The sequence below is a fragment of the Herbiconiux sp. VKM Ac-1786 genome, from assembly GCF_015350805.1.
Lineage (GTDB): Bacteria > Actinomycetota > Actinomycetes > Actinomycetales > Microbacteriaceae > Herbiconiux.
Genome location: NZ_JADKSG010000002.1, coordinates 1,104,741 through 1,119,011, shown reverse-complemented (window position 1 = coordinate 1,119,011; position 14,271 = coordinate 1,104,741). Strand labels below are relative to the sequence as shown.

At 72.9% G+C, this 14,271-nt stretch carries 16 protein-coding genes and 1 tRNA gene; 9 read left to right on the top strand and 8 right to left on the bottom strand.

Going from position 1 to position 14,271, the window contains the following annotated elements; genetic code table 11:
• Positions 1–13 precede the first annotated feature (13 nt).
• The 5 genes from ITJ64_RS16255 (at position 14) to ITJ64_RS16235 (ending at position 4,091) form a co-directional block, all read left to right on the top strand.
• Positions 14–493: a septum formation initiator family protein gene (locus ITJ64_RS16255; RefSeq protein WP_370545226.1), complete on the top strand. Its 480-nt coding sequence runs from the start codon at positions 14–16 to the stop codon at positions 491–493.
• The gene (locus ITJ64_RS16250) at positions 490–1,005 is read left to right on the top strand and encodes a DUF501 domain-containing protein (RefSeq protein WP_194681734.1); all 516 of its coding nucleotides are present in this window, start codon (positions 490–492) and stop codon (positions 1,003–1,005) included. Before ITJ64_RS16255 ends, ITJ64_RS16250 begins: the two co-directional genes overlap by 4 nt.
• Positions 1,005–2,258, top strand: coding sequence for a S8 family serine peptidase (locus tag ITJ64_RS16245; RefSeq protein ID WP_194682201.1), 1,254 nt, complete (start codon positions 1,005–1,007; stop codon positions 2,256–2,258). The genes ITJ64_RS16250 and ITJ64_RS16245 overlap by 1 nt, the downstream gene beginning before the upstream one ends.
• Positions 2,259–2,300: 42 nt before the next feature.
• Entirely contained in the window at positions 2,301–3,872 is a 1,572-nt protein-coding gene (locus ITJ64_RS16240; RefSeq protein ID WP_194681733.1) for an FAD-dependent oxidoreductase, read from the top strand.
• Between the two features lie 142 nt (positions 3,873–4,014).
• Positions 4,015–4,091: transfer RNA gene (locus tag ITJ64_RS16235), tRNA-Leu, on the top strand.
• A gap of 53 nt (positions 4,092–4,144) precedes the next feature.
• On the opposite strand, the gene ITJ64_RS19410 is transcribed toward ITJ64_RS16235, so the two are convergent.
• The 4 genes from ITJ64_RS19410 to ITJ64_RS19005 are packed head-to-tail and all read right to left on the bottom strand — an operon-like array spanning position 4,145 to position 5,872.
• Positions 4,145–4,372 carry a tyrosine-type recombinase/integrase gene (locus ITJ64_RS19410; protein ID WP_370545225.1) on the bottom strand — a complete coding sequence of 76 codons (228 nt, stop codon included), beginning with the start codon at positions 4,370–4,372 and terminating at the stop codon, positions 4,145–4,147.
• Between the two features lie 13 nt (positions 4,373–4,385).
• Positions 4,386–5,267 (bottom strand): site-specific integrase, encoded by an 882-nt coding sequence (locus ITJ64_RS16230; RefSeq protein ID WP_370545224.1) that lies wholly within the window; start codon positions 5,265–5,267, stop codon positions 4,386–4,388.
• Between the two features lie 9 nt (positions 5,268–5,276).
• Complete coding sequence (locus ITJ64_RS16225; protein ID WP_194681732.1) at positions 5,277–5,648, bottom strand: ImmA/IrrE family metallo-endopeptidase; 372 nt, start codon at positions 5,646–5,648, stop codon at positions 5,277–5,279.
• Positions 5,645–5,872, bottom strand: coding sequence for a hypothetical protein (locus tag ITJ64_RS19005; protein ID WP_228508700.1), 228 nt, complete (start codon positions 5,870–5,872; stop codon positions 5,645–5,647). Before ITJ64_RS19005 ends, ITJ64_RS16225 begins: the two co-directional genes overlap by 4 nt.
• Here ITJ64_RS19005 and ITJ64_RS16220 point away from each other — a divergent pair.
• Positions 5,861–6,385 carry a class C sortase gene (locus ITJ64_RS16220; RefSeq protein WP_370545223.1) on the top strand — a complete coding sequence of 175 codons (525 nt, stop codon included), beginning with the start codon at positions 5,861–5,863 and terminating at the stop codon, positions 6,383–6,385. The two genes, ITJ64_RS19005 and ITJ64_RS16220, sit on opposite strands and share 12 nt — an antisense overlap.
• Here ITJ64_RS16220 and ITJ64_RS16215 read toward each other — a convergent pair.
• Complete coding sequence (locus tag ITJ64_RS16215) at positions 6,378–8,012, bottom strand: right-handed parallel beta-helix repeat-containing protein (RefSeq protein WP_194681731.1); 1,635 nt, start codon at positions 8,010–8,012, stop codon at positions 6,378–6,380. The two genes, ITJ64_RS16220 and ITJ64_RS16215, sit on opposite strands and share 8 nt — an antisense overlap.
• A gap of 308 nt (positions 8,013–8,320) precedes the next feature.
• On the opposite strand from ITJ64_RS16215, the gene ITJ64_RS16210 reads away from it, so the two are divergent.
• Both ITJ64_RS16210 and fgd read left to right on the top strand, forming a co-directional pair.
• Entirely contained in the window at positions 8,321–8,659 is a 339-nt protein-coding gene (locus tag ITJ64_RS16210) for a hypothetical protein (protein ID WP_194681730.1), read from the top strand.
• Between the two features lie 72 nt (positions 8,660–8,731).
• Positions 8,732–9,745, top strand: a complete 1,014-nt coding sequence (gene fgd, locus ITJ64_RS16205; RefSeq protein ID WP_194681729.1) for a glucose-6-phosphate dehydrogenase (coenzyme-F420) — start codon at positions 8,732–8,734, stop codon at positions 9,743–9,745.
• A gap of 36 nt (positions 9,746–9,781) precedes the next feature.
• Here fgd and ITJ64_RS16200 read toward each other — a convergent pair whose 3' ends face one another.
• The gene (locus ITJ64_RS16200; protein WP_194681728.1) at positions 9,782–10,189 is read right to left on the bottom strand and encodes a hypothetical protein; all 408 of its coding nucleotides are present in this window, start codon (positions 10,187–10,189) and stop codon (positions 9,782–9,784) included.
• A 50-nt stretch (positions 10,190–10,239) separates the two neighbouring features.
• Between ITJ64_RS16200 and ITJ64_RS16195 the strand changes: the two genes are divergently transcribed.
• A complete protein-coding gene (locus ITJ64_RS16195) occupies positions 10,240–10,950 on the top strand; it encodes a hypothetical protein (RefSeq protein ID WP_194681727.1) in 711 nt (236 codons plus the stop codon).
• Positions 10,951–10,973: 23 nt separating this feature from the next.
• Here ITJ64_RS16195 and ITJ64_RS16190 read toward each other — a convergent pair whose 3' ends face one another.
• Both ITJ64_RS16190 and ITJ64_RS16185 read right to left on the bottom strand, forming a co-directional pair.
• On the bottom strand, positions 10,974–11,612 hold the full coding sequence (locus ITJ64_RS16190) for a flavin reductase family protein (RefSeq protein WP_194681726.1): 639 nt from the start codon (positions 11,610–11,612) through the stop codon (positions 10,974–10,976).
• A gap of 92 nt (positions 11,613–11,704) precedes the next feature.
• Positions 11,705–14,236, bottom strand: coding sequence for an Ig-like domain-containing protein (locus ITJ64_RS16185; RefSeq protein WP_194681725.1), 2,532 nt, complete (start codon positions 14,234–14,236; stop codon positions 11,705–11,707).
• Positions 14,237–14,271: the final 35 nt, after the last annotated feature.

Genomic DNA, 14,271 nt, shown 5'->3' with positions numbered 1-14,271 from the left:
ACGTCCGGCACGGATGCCGGTGGCGCTGCCGCAGCCCTCGGCGGCGGGTGCGGCCGGGGCCGGCTGGCTCCGGAGCATCCGCTTCTCCGGCTTCACGGTGCTGATGTTCGTCGTCATCGTGATGTTCGTCGTGATCATCGCGCCCGGCCTCCGCGTCTACATCGAGCAGCGCCAGCAGCTCGCGGCGCTGCACGCGGCGGTCGACGCCCGCGACGCCGAGAACGACGCACTGACCTCCGAGATCGCCCGCTGGACCGACCCGGCCTACATCAAGGCCGAGGCCCGCGACCGGCTCTACTACGTCATGCCGGGCGAGACGAGCTTCCTCGTCGTCGACGACGTCCCCGCCCCGGTCGAGCCGGGCGCCGACGTGAGCGACACCATCAGCACGACGCAGGTCGACTGGCTCTCGTCGCTGTTCGCCTCGGGCGTGACCGCCGGCCTGTCCACCTCCACGCCCCAAGAACTTCAGCAGAACGGAGTGGTGCCGTGAGCACGCCGCCCTTCGAGCCGGCCTCCGAGCATGACCTCGCGGTCGCGGGTGCCCAGCTCGGCCGACCGGTGCGCAACGTGCTCGGCATCGCCGCCCGCTGCGTCTGCGGCAACCCGACGGTGCTCGCCACGGCCCCCCGCCTGGCCGACGGCTCACCCTTCCCCACCCTCTACTACCTGTCGCACCCCGCCGCGACGGCCGCGATGAGCGACCTCGAGGCCGAGCACGTGATGGTCAAGTTCCAGGATGACCTCGCCGACCCCGAGCTGAACGCCGCCTACCTGGCCGCCCACGAGGCCTACCTCGCCGACCGCGCCGTGTTCGGCGAGGTGCCCGAGATCGCCGGCATCTCCGCCGGCGGCATGCCGGTGCGGGTCAAGTGCCTGCACGCCCTCGCCGCCCACGCCCTCGCGGCCGGCCCCGGGGTCAACCCGGTGGGCGACCTCGCACTCGAGCGCGGCGACTGGTCGCCGCTCGTCTGCGAGTGCGTCGACTACGACCTCGGCGAGTGATGACCGGCCGGCGGAGGGGCTGGGCGCTCGCCCTCGTCGGCGCGCTCGCGGTCGCCCCGGTCATCGCCGCCACTCCGGCGGCTCCGGCGCGGGCCGACTCCATCCGCGACGCCGAGTACTGGCTGAGCGACTACGGCTACCGCGCCGCGTGGGACGTCACGGAGGGTGAGGGCGCCACCGTCGCCGTCATCGACACGGGCGTCGACGGCAGCGTGCCCGAGCTCCGCGACGCGGTGGTCGACGGCACCGACGTCTCGGGCATCGGCTCGCCCGACGGGCAGAAGCCGGTGGGCGCGAGCCCCGAGCACGGCACCATGGTGGCCTCGCTGATCGCCGGTCGGGGCACCGGCTTCGGCGACGGCGTGCTGGGCGTGGCCCCGAAGGCCTCCCTGCTGTCGATCTCGGTGGCGCTCGGCGAGGGCTCGGTCGACTCCGACGAGCAGATCGCCGAGGCGGTGCGCTGGGCCGTCGACCACGGGGCCGACGTCATCAACATGTCGCTCACCCGCAACAGCCTCGACTGGCCCGAGAGCTGGGACGAGGCGTTCTCCTACGCCTTCGACAACGACGTGGTCGTGGTCGCGGCCGCCGGCAACCGGGGGAGCGGCACCACCGAGGTGGGCGCCCCCGCCACCATCCCGGGCGTCGTCGCGGTCGCGGGGGTGGACAAGCAGGGCGACGCGAGCTTCGACGCGTCCTCGCAGGGCATCACCATCGCGGTGGCGGCCCCGAGCGAGCAGCTGGTCGGCGTCATCCCCGGCGGCACCCACGTGATCTGGGACGGGACGAGCGCGGCGGCGCCGCTGGTCAGCGGTCTGGCCGCGCTGGTGAAGTCCGCGCATCCGGAGCTCTCGGCCGACGACGTGATCAACCGCATCGTCACCACGGCCGTACCGAAGGGGGAGCCGGTGCCCGGGCCGATCTACGGGTACGGGCTGGTCGACGCCGAGGCGGCGGTCAGTGCATCCGTCGCCCCCGTCGCCGCCAACCCGGTGGGCGACCTCGACGCCTGGATCGCCACCTACCGGCCGTCGTCGGCGACGACCTCGCTCGACACGCTCACCATCCCGCCGCCCGGCGGCCGCGACACCGAGGGCGGCAGCCCGGGAGCCGGCGCGATCGAGCCCGCGGGCGGGGTGTACACTCTCACCCACTGGGCGGTGCCGCTGGGGCTCCTGCTCGGGTTCCTCATGCTGATGGCGGCTTTCGCTCTGGGGGCCGTCTCGCATTTCAGAGGCGTGCTTCGCAAGTAGTACCCTGTTCGCAGGCCCCTGTACTGAGGAGATCGTTTCACTGTGCCCAAGATCCTGATTGTCGGCGGCGGCTACGCCGGTTTCTACACCGCTTGGAAGCTGGAGAAGTGGCTTCGTGCCGGTGAGGCAGACGTCACCGTCGTCGACCCGCTGCCGTACATGACGTACCAGCCCTTCCTCCCCGAGGTGGCCGCGGGCTCGATCGAGCCCCGTCACGCCGTCGTCGGCATCCGTCGTCACCTGAAGAAGACCCGCGTGATCGCGGGCAAGGTGACGGGCATCAGCCACGCCTCCAAGACCGCGACGATCGCCTCGAACGCGGGCGACACGTGGGAGGAGGAGTACGACCAGATCGTCGTCACCGCCGGTTCGGTGTCGCGCACCTTCCCCATCCCCGGTGTGGCCGACGAGGCGATCGGCCTCAAGACCATCGAGGAGGCGACCGCGATCCGCGACCGCATCCTCGTCAACTTCGACAAGGCCGCCCAGATGGCCCCCGGCCCCGAGCGCGACCGCCTGCTCACCGTCGTCGTCGTCGGCGGCGGCTTCGCGGGCATCGAGGTGTTCGCCGAGCTGCGCTCCTTCGTCAGCGCCCTCATCTCGAGCTACCCCGAGATCGACTTCGAAGACACCCACTTCCACCTGATCGAGGCCATGGGCCGGATCATGCCCGAGGTCAGCCTGAAGACGAGCCTCTGGGTGATCGACAACCTCGCCAAGCGCGGGGCCCAGATCCACCTCGACACGCAGCTCAAGTCCGCCGTGGGCGGCGTCGTCGAGCTGTCGACCGGCGAGAGCTTCGAGAGCGACCTGATCATCTGGACCGCGGGCGTCATGGCCTCGCCGATGCTGAAGGGCACCGACCTCCCGATCGAGGAGCGCGGCCGTCTGCGCGTGCGCGCCGACCTGCGGGTCGAGGGCGACGACGGCATCGTCGAGGGCGCCTGGGGCGCCGGCGACGTGTCGGCCGTGCCCGACCTCACCGGTGGCGGCGTCGGCGGCTTCTGTGTGCCGAACGCCCAGCACGCGGTGCGTCAGGGCAAGCTCCTCGCGAAGAACATCGTCGCGTCGCTGCGTGGCGAGGGCGTGAAGGACTACTTCCACAAGAACATGGGCGCGGTCGCCGGCCTCGGCCTCGGCGTCGGCGTGTTCCAGTCGGGCAAGCTCGCCATCAAGGGCCTCCCGGCCTGGTTCGCGCACCGCGGCTACCACGGCCTGGCCATGCCGTCGTGGGAGCGCAAGCTGCGCGTCATCTGGGGCTGGGTGAACAACTTCTTCCTCGGCCGCGACAACGTTTCGCTCGAGGCGCGCGTTCACCCGCGGGCCGTGTTCGAGGAGTTCGCGTCGCGTCCGCGTCCGGCGGCCCCCGCCGCCGCGCCGGTGCCGCCGACGGCTGCGCCTGCTGCGGCGTCCGCGCCCGACGCCGGCTCCGCTGCGCCGGCCTCCGGCGAGAAGCCGGCGAACGCCGAGCTGCCCGGCTCGTACTCGTCCGAGCCCGCCGCGACCGCCGAGGTCAACGGCGTGGCCGCCACCGACTCCTCGCCCGAGGCGCCCAAGGCGAAGGCCACCAAGCCGCGCACCAAGGCCGCCGCGAAGGCCCCGGCCGGCGAGTAGCCCCTCCGGGCCTCCCACGACGCGCGCCGCGCATCCCCTGCCCCTCACGGGCTCCGGATGCGCGGCGCTCTCGTTCCCGCCTCGCGTCGCCCGCCCGCGCCGCCGCCGCTCCACCGGCCGCGCCCGGTACGCTGAGGCTTCCGCCCCCATAGCCCAATCGGCAGAGGCAGACGACTTAAAATCGTTTCAGTGAGGGTTCGAGTCCCTCTGGGGGTACCACTCCCTAGACCCCTCCGTCCCGCATAATTGCGGGGCAGGAGGGGTCTTCGCCGTTAACCGGTGATCGCCTCTGCCCACGTCTTGCCCACACTTGCCTGGCGCGCGCTCTCCTGCAGGCGGTTGGCGACCGCATCGAGGTCGTCGTCGAATAGGTCGGCGTACGTGTCGAGGGTCATTGCGGCCGAGGCGTGGCCCAGCATCTTCTGCACGGCTTTCACGTTGGCGCCTGAGCTGATCGCTAGCGACGCTGCTGTGTGCCGGAGGTCGTGCGGAGTAAGCATGGGGAACTCCGGGTCACGGGACTGACAGCGGCGCACCGCTGCGACGAACCATCCGTTGGTGCTGTCGGGGCGGGTTGATGTGCGTGGAGCCGTCGCCGAAGACGAGAGCGCTGGGCCCCTTGCCTGTGCAGAGTTCGGCCAGGCGGAGGCCTACGAACGGTGGGTACGGGACCGACCGCTTCTCGTGCCCCTTGGGCGTTCCCACGTGAATGACCGGGCCCACCTTCACCGCGTTCTCTTCTACATGCAGCCGACGTCGGAGGGCGTTCACGTGTCGCACTCGGAGCGCTGTGAGCTCACCCCAGCGGAGGCCGGTGTAGGCCAGGCAGAGCACGATGCTCGGGTACGCGGATGTCGCTGCGAGGGTGTGAACCTGGTCGTGGGTGAGGTAGGCGCGCTGCGCCTTGCCGGTCTTGCGCGGAAGGCTCACGCCTCGTGCTGGGTTGCGGGGCAGTCGGCGGTCTGCGACAGCGGTGTCAAGGATGCCGGCGAGGATACCGTGAGCTCGAATGACCACCGTGGGCGACCGGCGCGACGAGAGTTCGCCTACCCACGCTTGAACCTCCGAGGGAACGATCGATGAGATCTCGCGATGTTCCCAGGTGGAAGCGACGTGCACCATCCACGCGGTCTCTAGTGGTCGAACCGACGACGGCTTCAGAAACTTCTTGGATGCGAGCCAGCGCGGGGCGAGGTCTCCAACTGTCACCCGCGAGAGTGCTGGGTCGATGTAGTCGCCGAGAGCCTTCGACACAGTGACGGAGGCCAGAAAGAGCTCGGCCTCACGCTTCGTGCGGAACCCGCGCTTGTCGGTTTGCGACTTGTCGGGCTTCCGGTACCGGACTCTGTAGCGCTTCCCTGCGGTGGTGTCGTACGGGGTGATGCTGCCGGCCACGGTGTCCTCCTAGGCGGGCTGGAGCGCGAGGTAGGTCTCGAGCATGTGGGGGGTGACATTGAGTTCGATGCACCACTGGGCGGGGTCGTGATGGACGCGAGCCACCTCGGCGAGGTGGTCGGGGGCAATGAGCTTGCGAGCGGCCCATCTGTCGGCGAGGAACTCGTTGCGGCTGTTCGACTCTTCGTGGCCGAGGCACACGTGACCGAGCTCGTGGGCAAGAACGCTGCGCTCGTGGAGCACGCGCATCCCGCGCTTCAGGATGATGGTGCGGTGGTCGGGCACCCAGAGACCGTGGGCGCTGCGGAGCCGTCCGAAGACCACTTCGATGCCTAGCCGTTCGGCGTGCTCGAAGGGGTCGTAGGCCCCGCTCTTGGTCATGTGGTCTCCGGGTCAATGTCCTCTGCGCTGTCGTCGCGGCCAGCCGCGTGGCGGAGGTTCTGCAGGTCGTCTTCGTCGATCTGGTCTAGATCATCACGTGTACCTCTGACACTCGGGAACGGAGTGACGTTGGCGCGCTCCTCTCGGATGGTCTTCTCGACCTCCTCTGCGGGCATGGGCTCGGTGATCGCTACCACGGCACGAGCGCCGACGTGCTCGACCACGGTGTCGGCCACCTCGAGGGCACCGCCGTCCCCGTCGGAGGCGTGACCACCCACTCGGTGCTCACCGCGCACCGCGGCCTCGCGACCTCCGAGCTCTTCACCCACCTCGACCGGGTCGAGCTCGACGACAGCTTCACCATCGAGGTGCTCGGCGAGGTGCTCACCTACCGCGTGGTCGACACACGGGTGGTCGAGCCGACCGAGACCCAGAGCCTCCTGCCCGTCGACGGGCGCGACCTCGTCACCCTCGTCACCTGCACGCCGCTGGGCGTGAACAGCCACCGCATCCTCGTGACCGGTGAGCGGGTCATCCCCACACCGCAGGTCGACGTCGACGGCGCGGGACAGCGACCCGAGATCCCCACCTTCCCGTGGTGGGTCGTGATCGCGGTCGCGGTGCTCACCGCCGCGTCGCTGTACGTGTGGTGGTCGGGACGCCCCGCCCGGGCTCGGCCCGCAACGCTCGCTCCGGCTGCCGCGCCCACCGAGGGCCCCTCGGCGCCGCTCAGCTGAGCACGAGATCCCCCGTCGAGGTCGCGTCGAAGCAGAACCCCGCGCCCTTCGTCGACCCGACGGCCGTGGCGACGAGACGGTCATCGGCGAGGGCCCAGGTGAACGACGGATGCTCGCTTGTCGACCCGTCGACACACCCCGCCGAGGCGACCAGAACGGCCGACCCGAGCGTCGGGCCCCCACCGGGCACCGGCGCCTTGGACACCAGCAGCAGGTAGGTCGCCGACGGGGAGCCGTCAGCGCCGTGCCGCCGTGCCGTCACCACGACGAGGGCCCCGTAGGCGGTCGTCGCCCTCCCGGCGCTCTGGCACGCGAACGTCGGGGCCGAGCCGCCCGCCGCGAAGTCGGCGACGACGTTCGCCGCGCTGGTCGCGGCGAGAGCGCCGAGGGCGGTGACGGACGTCAGGCCGGGGCCCGCGACTCCCGGCAGGCGGTCGCTCTCGCCGGCCCGGCCTGACGCGCCGGCCGCGATCGTCGGCAGCAGCTGCACCGAGTCGTCGACGAAGTAGCGGTGGTGGTCGTCGTCGGAACCGAGGTCGTCGCTGCCGAAGTAGGTGGGCGGATGCGCCTGGAAGTACACGGTGTCGAGCCCCAGGCTGCAGGCCTGGGCGGGGCCCGTGACCGAGACGGCGTGCCGGGTGTAGTAGGTGATCTGGTTCGACGCCACGACCAGCTTCAGGGTCTCGCTGCCCGGGTTGCCTCCGACCGCGATCCCGTCGGAGGGCGTCACCTGTCCGGGCCAGGCGATGTTGTTGCCGGTGATGTTGGCGGTGCGCGCCCCCTCCAGCCGGATGGCGTCGGTGCCGGCCTCGAAGCAGTTGTTGTCGTGCACGTGCACCCAGTTCGACTCGCCGATGAACACGTTGCTGCGCTTGTCCCGGATGCGCGACGGCGCTCCCGACGTGCCCTCCTGGTGCCCGGGGAAGAAGAAGGTGTTGCCCGTCACGCTCACCCCGTCGATCGAGTCGCAGTGCACGTGGGTGACGTAGGCGTGGTTGACGATGTTGCCCGAGAAGACGCTGTCGCTGTTCACGCCCCACTTCGAGCGGGCGTGCCGGCTCGCCCTCCAGGCGTAGTCCACCTCGCTGAAGTGGTTGCCGGCGATCACGATCATCGAGTTCGCATGGTTCGGCAGGCCGGCCGCCGCGGGCTGGGAGATCGCGACCTCGGCGCCGTGGAACGAGCATCCGCTGATCGTGAGGTCACGGCAGCCCTCGAGCTGCAGGAACACGGAGCCCTTCGGGATGGACAGGCCGTCGCTCGAGGCCAGGCTGCGGGTGATGCGGATGCCCTCGACCTTCGCCTGGAAGGTGGTGGAGTCGTGGCCCGTGCCGTAGATCCACTTCGCTCCCGGCGAGAAGGTGATCACCGCCCCGCCGCGGGCGCTGACGTTCGGAGGCATCCGCAGCGCGCCGTCGAACGCGAGGGGCAGGTCGGAGAAGTCCACCGTGCCGCCGCCGAGCTTCGCCACCGCCGCGACCGCGTCGGCGAAGGCGCTCGCGTTCTGGCTCCCGCTGTTGCCCGGCGCCGCGCCGTGCTCGAGCACGGAGGTGACGGGCCCGGTGGGGCCCGTCGAAGTGCCGGCGGCGGCTCGCGAGGGCGACCCGACGAGGCTCGCCGCGAGCACCGGGGTCGCGAGAAGACCGGCCCGCAGGAGGTCACGGCGGTCGAGGCCGGAGGGCGGTGGGGTGTGCGTGCGGATGGGGGCCTCCGAGGTGTCAGCCCGAGGCTAGATCCGCCTCGGCGGGCGTTCGCTGGACGTTCGGGGAAGCACCAGCGAACAGTCACCCGGGGTGCAGGATCGCGGCTCCGCCCGTTCGGGGCGGTGGGGGATGGGTGTACCGTCGGAGGGTCGGCTGCGCAGCCGGCGCGTGTGCGGTCGGGCGACGATGCCCGCGCAGACCGGGGGACGAGGTGGCGACGCAGATGGTGAAGGTGGGTCTGTTCGACGCCGACGCCGACGCCCTCGCCGCCAAGATCGAGCGGGTGGCGGAGGTCGAGGGCGTCGAGCTCACGGTCGCCGCGAGCTCGCTCGGGCAGCTGCTGACCTCGCCGAGCTTCCCGCCCGATGTCGTGGTGGTCGAGCAGCGGCCGCGCGAACGGGTGAGCGTCAACTACAAGATCCGGGTCTGCCGGCTGGCGGATGCCCGGGTGATCGTCGTCTCCGACCCCGACGGGGAGCGTGACGACGGCGGCCGGTTCGAACCCGATGTCGGGGCGATGATGACGCCGGTCGGCAGCTTCGAGGAGGCGCTGTCGCGCATCCGTCGCTGACCGCGTGCGCTTTAGACTGACGATCGGGCCCTCGATGCCGTCGGGGCCCCGCACTCGAGCGAGGAGCACCGCATGACCATCCCCTTCCGCTTCGGCTACAAGGCCTCGGCCGAGCAGTTCGGTCCCGCCGAGCTCCTGGAGTACGGGGTGCTCGCCGAGCAGGCCGGCTTCGACTCGATCTTCGTGTCCGACCACTTCCAGCCCTGGAACCACGAGGGCGGGCACGCGCCGGCCGCCATGCCGTGGCTCGGGGCGCTCGGGGCGCGCACCGAGAAGATCATCATGGGCACGAGCGTGCTGACGCCGTCCTTCCGCTACCACCCGGGGGTCGTCGCGCAGGCGTTCGGCACGCTCGGGGCGCTGTTCCCGGGGCGGGTCATCCTCGGGGTGGGCAGCGGCGAGGCGCTGAACGAGGTCGTGCTGGGGCTGCCCTGGCCCGAGATGAAGGAGCGCTTCGCCCGCCTGAAGGAGGCCATCACGATCATCGAGACCCTCTGGGCCGAAGACCGCGTGACCTACGAGGGCCAGTACTTCCGCACGCAGGACGCGACGATCTACGACAAGCCCGCGGCGCCCGTGCCGATCTACATCGGCGCCTCGGGCCCGGCCGCGACCCGCCTCGCCGGCCGCATGGCGAGCGGCTTCATCACCACCTCGGGCAAGAAGCGCGAGCTCTACACCGAGACGCTCCTGCCCGCGCTCGAGGAGGGCATCGAGAAGGGCGGGCGCACCGCCGACGACGTCGACACGCTGATGGAGATGAAGGTCTCGTTCGACCACGACCGCGAGCGGGCCCTGCAGGACACCCGGTACTGGGCGCCGCTCGCGCTCACGCCCGAGGAGAAGATGGGCGTCGAGGACCCGATCGAGATGCAGCGTCTCGCCGACGCCCTGCCGATCGAGCGCGCGGCCTCCCGCTGGATCGTCTCGACCGATCCCGACGAGCACGTCGCCCGCATCAACGAGTACATCGACCTCGGGTTCAAGCACCTCGTCTTCCACGGCCCGGGCGCCGACCAGCGCCGCTTCATCGAGCTCTACGGCGCCGAGATCCTCCCGCGCCTGCGGGAGCAGCACGGGGCCTGACGGGCGGCCCGGCCGGCCCCGGCGCGGTCGGGCTCGCTACGGCGCGATGACGTCGAACGGCCGGTCGGCCGAGGCGCAGCTGCCGGTGTCGTCGCAGGGCACGTAGACCCAGTTGGCGATGTCGACGTAGGCCTGGCCCTCGGGGAAGTCGGACGGCAGCTCGACGGTCAGCTCGAACGTCCCGTCGAAGGCCTGCGAGGTGGACTCGGTGACGATCGGGGCGCCTTCCGCGTGTCCGAGCACGACCGTCCAGCCCTCGTCGGGCACGGCGACGTCGCACTTCTCGGCGGTCACGGTGATCGTCTCTCCGGCGACGGCCGGGGATGGGGTGACGGCGAGCCCCGGAAGGCACGGGTTCGGGCCCGAGAGCAGCGCGCATCCGCTCAGGAGGCCCGCGGTCAGCGCCGCCAGGGCCGCCGCCGTCGCCGCCCTCCGCATCCGCATGGCCCCACGATAGTCGTGCCGCGCGCGCCCGGGAGTGGCATCATGGGCGCGTGCCCACCTCGGACGAGTCACCGCGGATCGCCTTCCACTCCGTCGACGCCGAGGCACTGGCGGGGGAGGGGCGGGCGCTGACGGAACTCGTCGTCGAGCTGGGGGCCGAGCAAGTCGTGGACGGTGCCGAGCACCTGCCCGCCGACGGCTGGCGGGTGCTCCACCGGTACTCGCCCGACTCGGTCGTCGTCGGAGCGCCGGAGGTGGCGAGCGGCGAGAGGCGGTGGTGGCTTGGCCAGTTGCAGCACGCTTACCTGGATCAGGAGCCCGACGGGCCGCCGGCTGCACCGCGCGCCGTCGTGATGATGGACCCGCTGCCCCACCCGGTACGGCCGTCCCGCGCCGAGCGCCGCCGGGCGCTGGAGCTGCGCTGGCCCGCCGACGGCTTCCCGTCGTCGATCGAGGTCGTCAACCGAGGGTCGGCGCCCGTCGAGCTCTTCTCGAGCGAGCTCGTGGTGCTCGGGGTGGTCACCGAGCCCGGCACCGCCGAGTTCTCGTTCGGGTACAGCGACTACGGGATGCTCGGCGAGACCGTCACCGTCCCGTCCGGCGGGAGCCGGGTGGTGCCGGTGCGGGTCATCACGGCTTCGGGGGCCGCTCTCGTGCCCGGCTCGTTCGAGCTGCACCCGGTGCTGGTCGATTCGGGGCTGCGGGGAGCGGCGGTGCCGTTCGAGGTGACGGCGGAGCTCGTCGCGCGGCTGCGGGGCTGACGCGGCCTGACCGGCCGGGTGGGTCAGACGATCTTGGAGTGGTCGCCGAGGCGGTGCCAGGTGCGGTTGTGGTAGACGAGCGGCTCGGCCGTGGCCGCGTCGGCCGCGGGGTCGTCGGCGGGCGGGGCCTTGGTCTCGAGGGCCTGCACGGCGACGACGGTCGAGCCGCCGGCCTCCATGGTGTTGACGACGCGGCCGCGGATCCACGCGTGCGCCGCCGGGAAGTAGGGCTCGCCCGTGGGCAGGCGCGTCCAGATCGAGGTGTCGGCGAAGCGGTCGATGCCGCTCGTGGCCCCGAGCTTGGCGATGTCGAGCTGGGCCGCGCCGAGCAGGTGCACGACGACGGTCTCGCTGCGCCGGATCGTGGGCGTCGAGGACGACAGCTCCGAGATCGAGAAGACGAGGAGCGGCGGCTCGACGCTGACCGAGAAGACGGAGGTGGCGGTCAGGGCGACGGGGCCGTCGCCGGCGTCGGCCGTGATGACCGCGACCCCGGCCGGGTGGTTGCGGAAGGCCGCCTTGAACTCCTCGGGCGTGACGGTGGGTGCGCTCGGGTGCGCGACGAGCCGGTGGTCGCGCGCGGTGTCGTCGTGGCCGGGCGCGGCGGCGGTGAGGCGGCCGGCGTAATCGTCGGAAGCGGGGGAGGGCTGCGTGTTCGTCACCCGTCAAGCCTAAGTCGGCCTCCGGGGAAGCGGCGCCGGGGGCGTAACATTCCGCGATGTCGCGAGAGCGAGCCGGCGCCGGGCAGGGCGGGCTAGGCGGCGTCCGGGTCGTCGTCGGTCGCGATGAAGCGCGTCCAGGCCCAGACCGCGACGCACACCGCCGCGAAGCCCGCGGCGAGCACCGGCAACAGCACCGCCGACCCCGGGTTCGCGGCCGTGCGCTCCAGGAACCACGGCGCGAACAGCATCGCGAGCACCGCGAACGACGGCACGGTCAGCAGCACCCACGTCGCCGGCGACCAGTCGAGCAGCCGGCGCCCGAGCGAACGTCCGACGGGCACGAGCAGCACGGCCGCTGAGCCGAACGACGCGAGCGCCACCACGTGCACGAACTCGGATGCCGCCGCGAGCACCGGATCGCCCGGGAGCGCGGCGGTCGACGTCGAGCCGAGCGAGGATCCGACGAAATCCGCGCCGGGCTGCAGCACGCCCGACACGAGCCAGGCCGCTCCGCCGAGCACGAGCAGCGCCACGAGCTGCACCGTGGCGAGCGCCCCGCGTTCGGCCCGGCGGGTGCCCTCGGCCACGGCGAGGCCCGCCACGAGCCCGAAGACGAGCGCGGGCTGCAGGTCGAGCATCCGCGTGACGAGGGCGAGCAGGGCCGACACGAGCAAGTACGACGGATGCACGTGCACCCGGCTCGCGACCCCGAACGCCGCCCGGGCCACGGCCGACGGCACCACCGTGGCGACCGCGCTGACGAGCGCGAGCGCGGCGGCCACCGCGAGGAACAGGCGCAGATAGGCGGGCTCGCCCGACACCGGGGCCGACAGCGTGACGGCCGCGGCCGAGGCGAGCAGCACGAGCACCCCCCGGGCGACGGGGCCGACGGTGAGCTGCGGGGCCACGTCGTACTCGACGGCCGAGCGGTTGCGGCCGAGCACGCGGTCGCTCGCCGCGACGAGGCGGGCGGCGAGCGCAGCGGTGCCGCCGGGCGCGGACGAAGACACGTGCCTCCCGGACCCGCCCCCGGACCTGCCCCCGGTCCCGCCAACGGACCCGACCCCGGTCCCGTCGCCGGCACCGACCGGCGCCAGGGCCCGCAGGGTCCCGAGCGCCCCCGCGAGCAGGCGCGTCGGCAGGGCGATCAGCAGCAGCGCCAGCACCCCGGCGAGCAGCGCCACCCACCACAGCGCCGTCGTGCTCGGCCCGAGGGCGGGCTGGAGGGCGGTGGTGAAGCGGGTGGCGTCCGACCAGGTGCCGGGCGCGGGGGCGGCGGGCGCCGGTGCGGTTCCGGGCGCCGCGGGGGTGCCGGGCGCGGACGGCGCGGCGTCGCCCGGCGTGGGCCCGGCGGGCGATCCGGGCGCGGCCGGGGTGCCGTCGGGCGTGGAGGGGGCCGCGCCCGGGGTGCCGGCCGCGGGGCCCGCGGGGGCGGTCGGCGTGCCCGGGGCGGTGCCCGGCGGGGTGGCGGGGGCGGCCGCATCCTGGAACAACAGGGTCGAGGGGCCGGACTGCACGCTGACGTTGCCCGCGCCGTCCTGCTGCAGCACGGCGACCCGGTGCGTGCCGGCCGGAGCCGCGGCGGCGGTGCACGACCACGCCCCGTCGGCGCCGACGGTGGTCTCGCAGAGCACCTGCGCGCCGGCGAACACCGAGACGGTCGCCTCCGGCTCGCCCCGGCCGCTGAACACCTGACCCGCGAGGGCGACGGTCGCCCCCGACGGCGGGGACGCGAGCGAGGGCGCCGCCGGAACGGTGACGTCGACACTGATGGCGACGGGTTCGCTCGACGGGGAGGAGGCGCTGCCGCTCCAGGCCGTGGACTGGATGGCGGTCACCGAGTAGTCGCCGTCGGCGATCCCGTCGGCGAGCGGGCAGACCCAGGCGCCCGAGGCGTCGGCGGTTCCGGTGCAGCTGAAGGCCCCGGCGGTCGCGGTGACGGTCGCGCCCGGGAAGGCGGTGCCCGCGACGACGCCGTTCGTGAGGCTGCCGCGCAGGCCCCCGGTGACGACGGGGGCGTTCAGCACGGCGAGGTCGACCGCGGTCGCCGCCGAGTCGGCGCCGGTGACGAGCGCGACGGCGCGCAGCGTGGTCGACGGTGAGCTCTCGAGTGCGACGGCACAGCTCCAGGAGCCGTCGCCGTCGGCGGTGGCGATGCAGAGCGGCTCCGACGATCCGGCGGTCAGCAGCTGAACCGAGGCGCCGGGCGTGGCGGTGCCCTCGACGACCACGCCGCTCGCCACGAGGGCGCCGGCGGCGGGGCTCAGGATGCTCGGCTGCACGTTCTCGACGGGTGGCGGCGTCGGCGTCACGGTCTCGCCCGGGGCGGGGGTGACTTCGGGCGGGGCGGGCGCGGGAGCCGGATCGGGCGCGGGCGACGGCGAGGGCGACGGAGCGCTGGGCGTGGGCGACTCGCTCGGCGCGACGGTCTCGCCCGGCGCGGCGGCCGGCAGCGGCGCGGCCGAGGCGGGGGCCGACGAGCCCGCGAGGCCCGGCACCGCTCCGAGGGCGGCGACCCCGGCAAGCGCGAGGGCCGAGGCCAGGACCAGCGCCGCGCGCACCCGTCCGCCGCCGTCGCGGCGGGGCGACGGCGTTCGTTCCCACCCGCTCCGCGATGCCGACACCGCGTCCCATTCAGCCAGACGGGCCCGCGCCGGCA

What these genes read in the sequence shown, in the direction of transcription:
- ITJ64_RS16255 (WP_370545226.1), top strand. Translation starts at nt 14, where the DNA reads ATGCCGGTGGCGCTGCCGCAGCCCTCGGCGGCGGGTGCGGCCGGGGCC.
- ITJ64_RS16245 (WP_194682201.1), top strand. Translation starts at nt 1,005, where the DNA reads ATGACCGGCCGGCGGAGGGGCTGGGCGCTCGCCCTCGTCGGCGCGCTC.
- ITJ64_RS19410 (WP_370545225.1), bottom strand. Translation starts at nt 4,372, where the DNA reads ATGCTTACTCCGCACGACCTCCGGCACACAGCAGCGTCGCTAGCGATC.
- ITJ64_RS16225 (WP_194681732.1), bottom strand. Translation starts at nt 5,648, where the DNA reads ATGACCAAGAGCGGGGCCTACGACCCCTTCGAGCACGCCGAACGGCTA.
- fgd (WP_194681729.1), top strand. Translation starts at nt 8,732, where the DNA reads ATGACCATCCCCTTCCGCTTCGGCTACAAGGCCTCGGCCGAGCAGTTC.
- ITJ64_RS16200 (WP_194681728.1), bottom strand. Translation starts at nt 10,189, where the DNA reads ATGCGGATGCGGAGGGCGGCGACGGCGGCGGCCCTGGCGGCGCTGACC.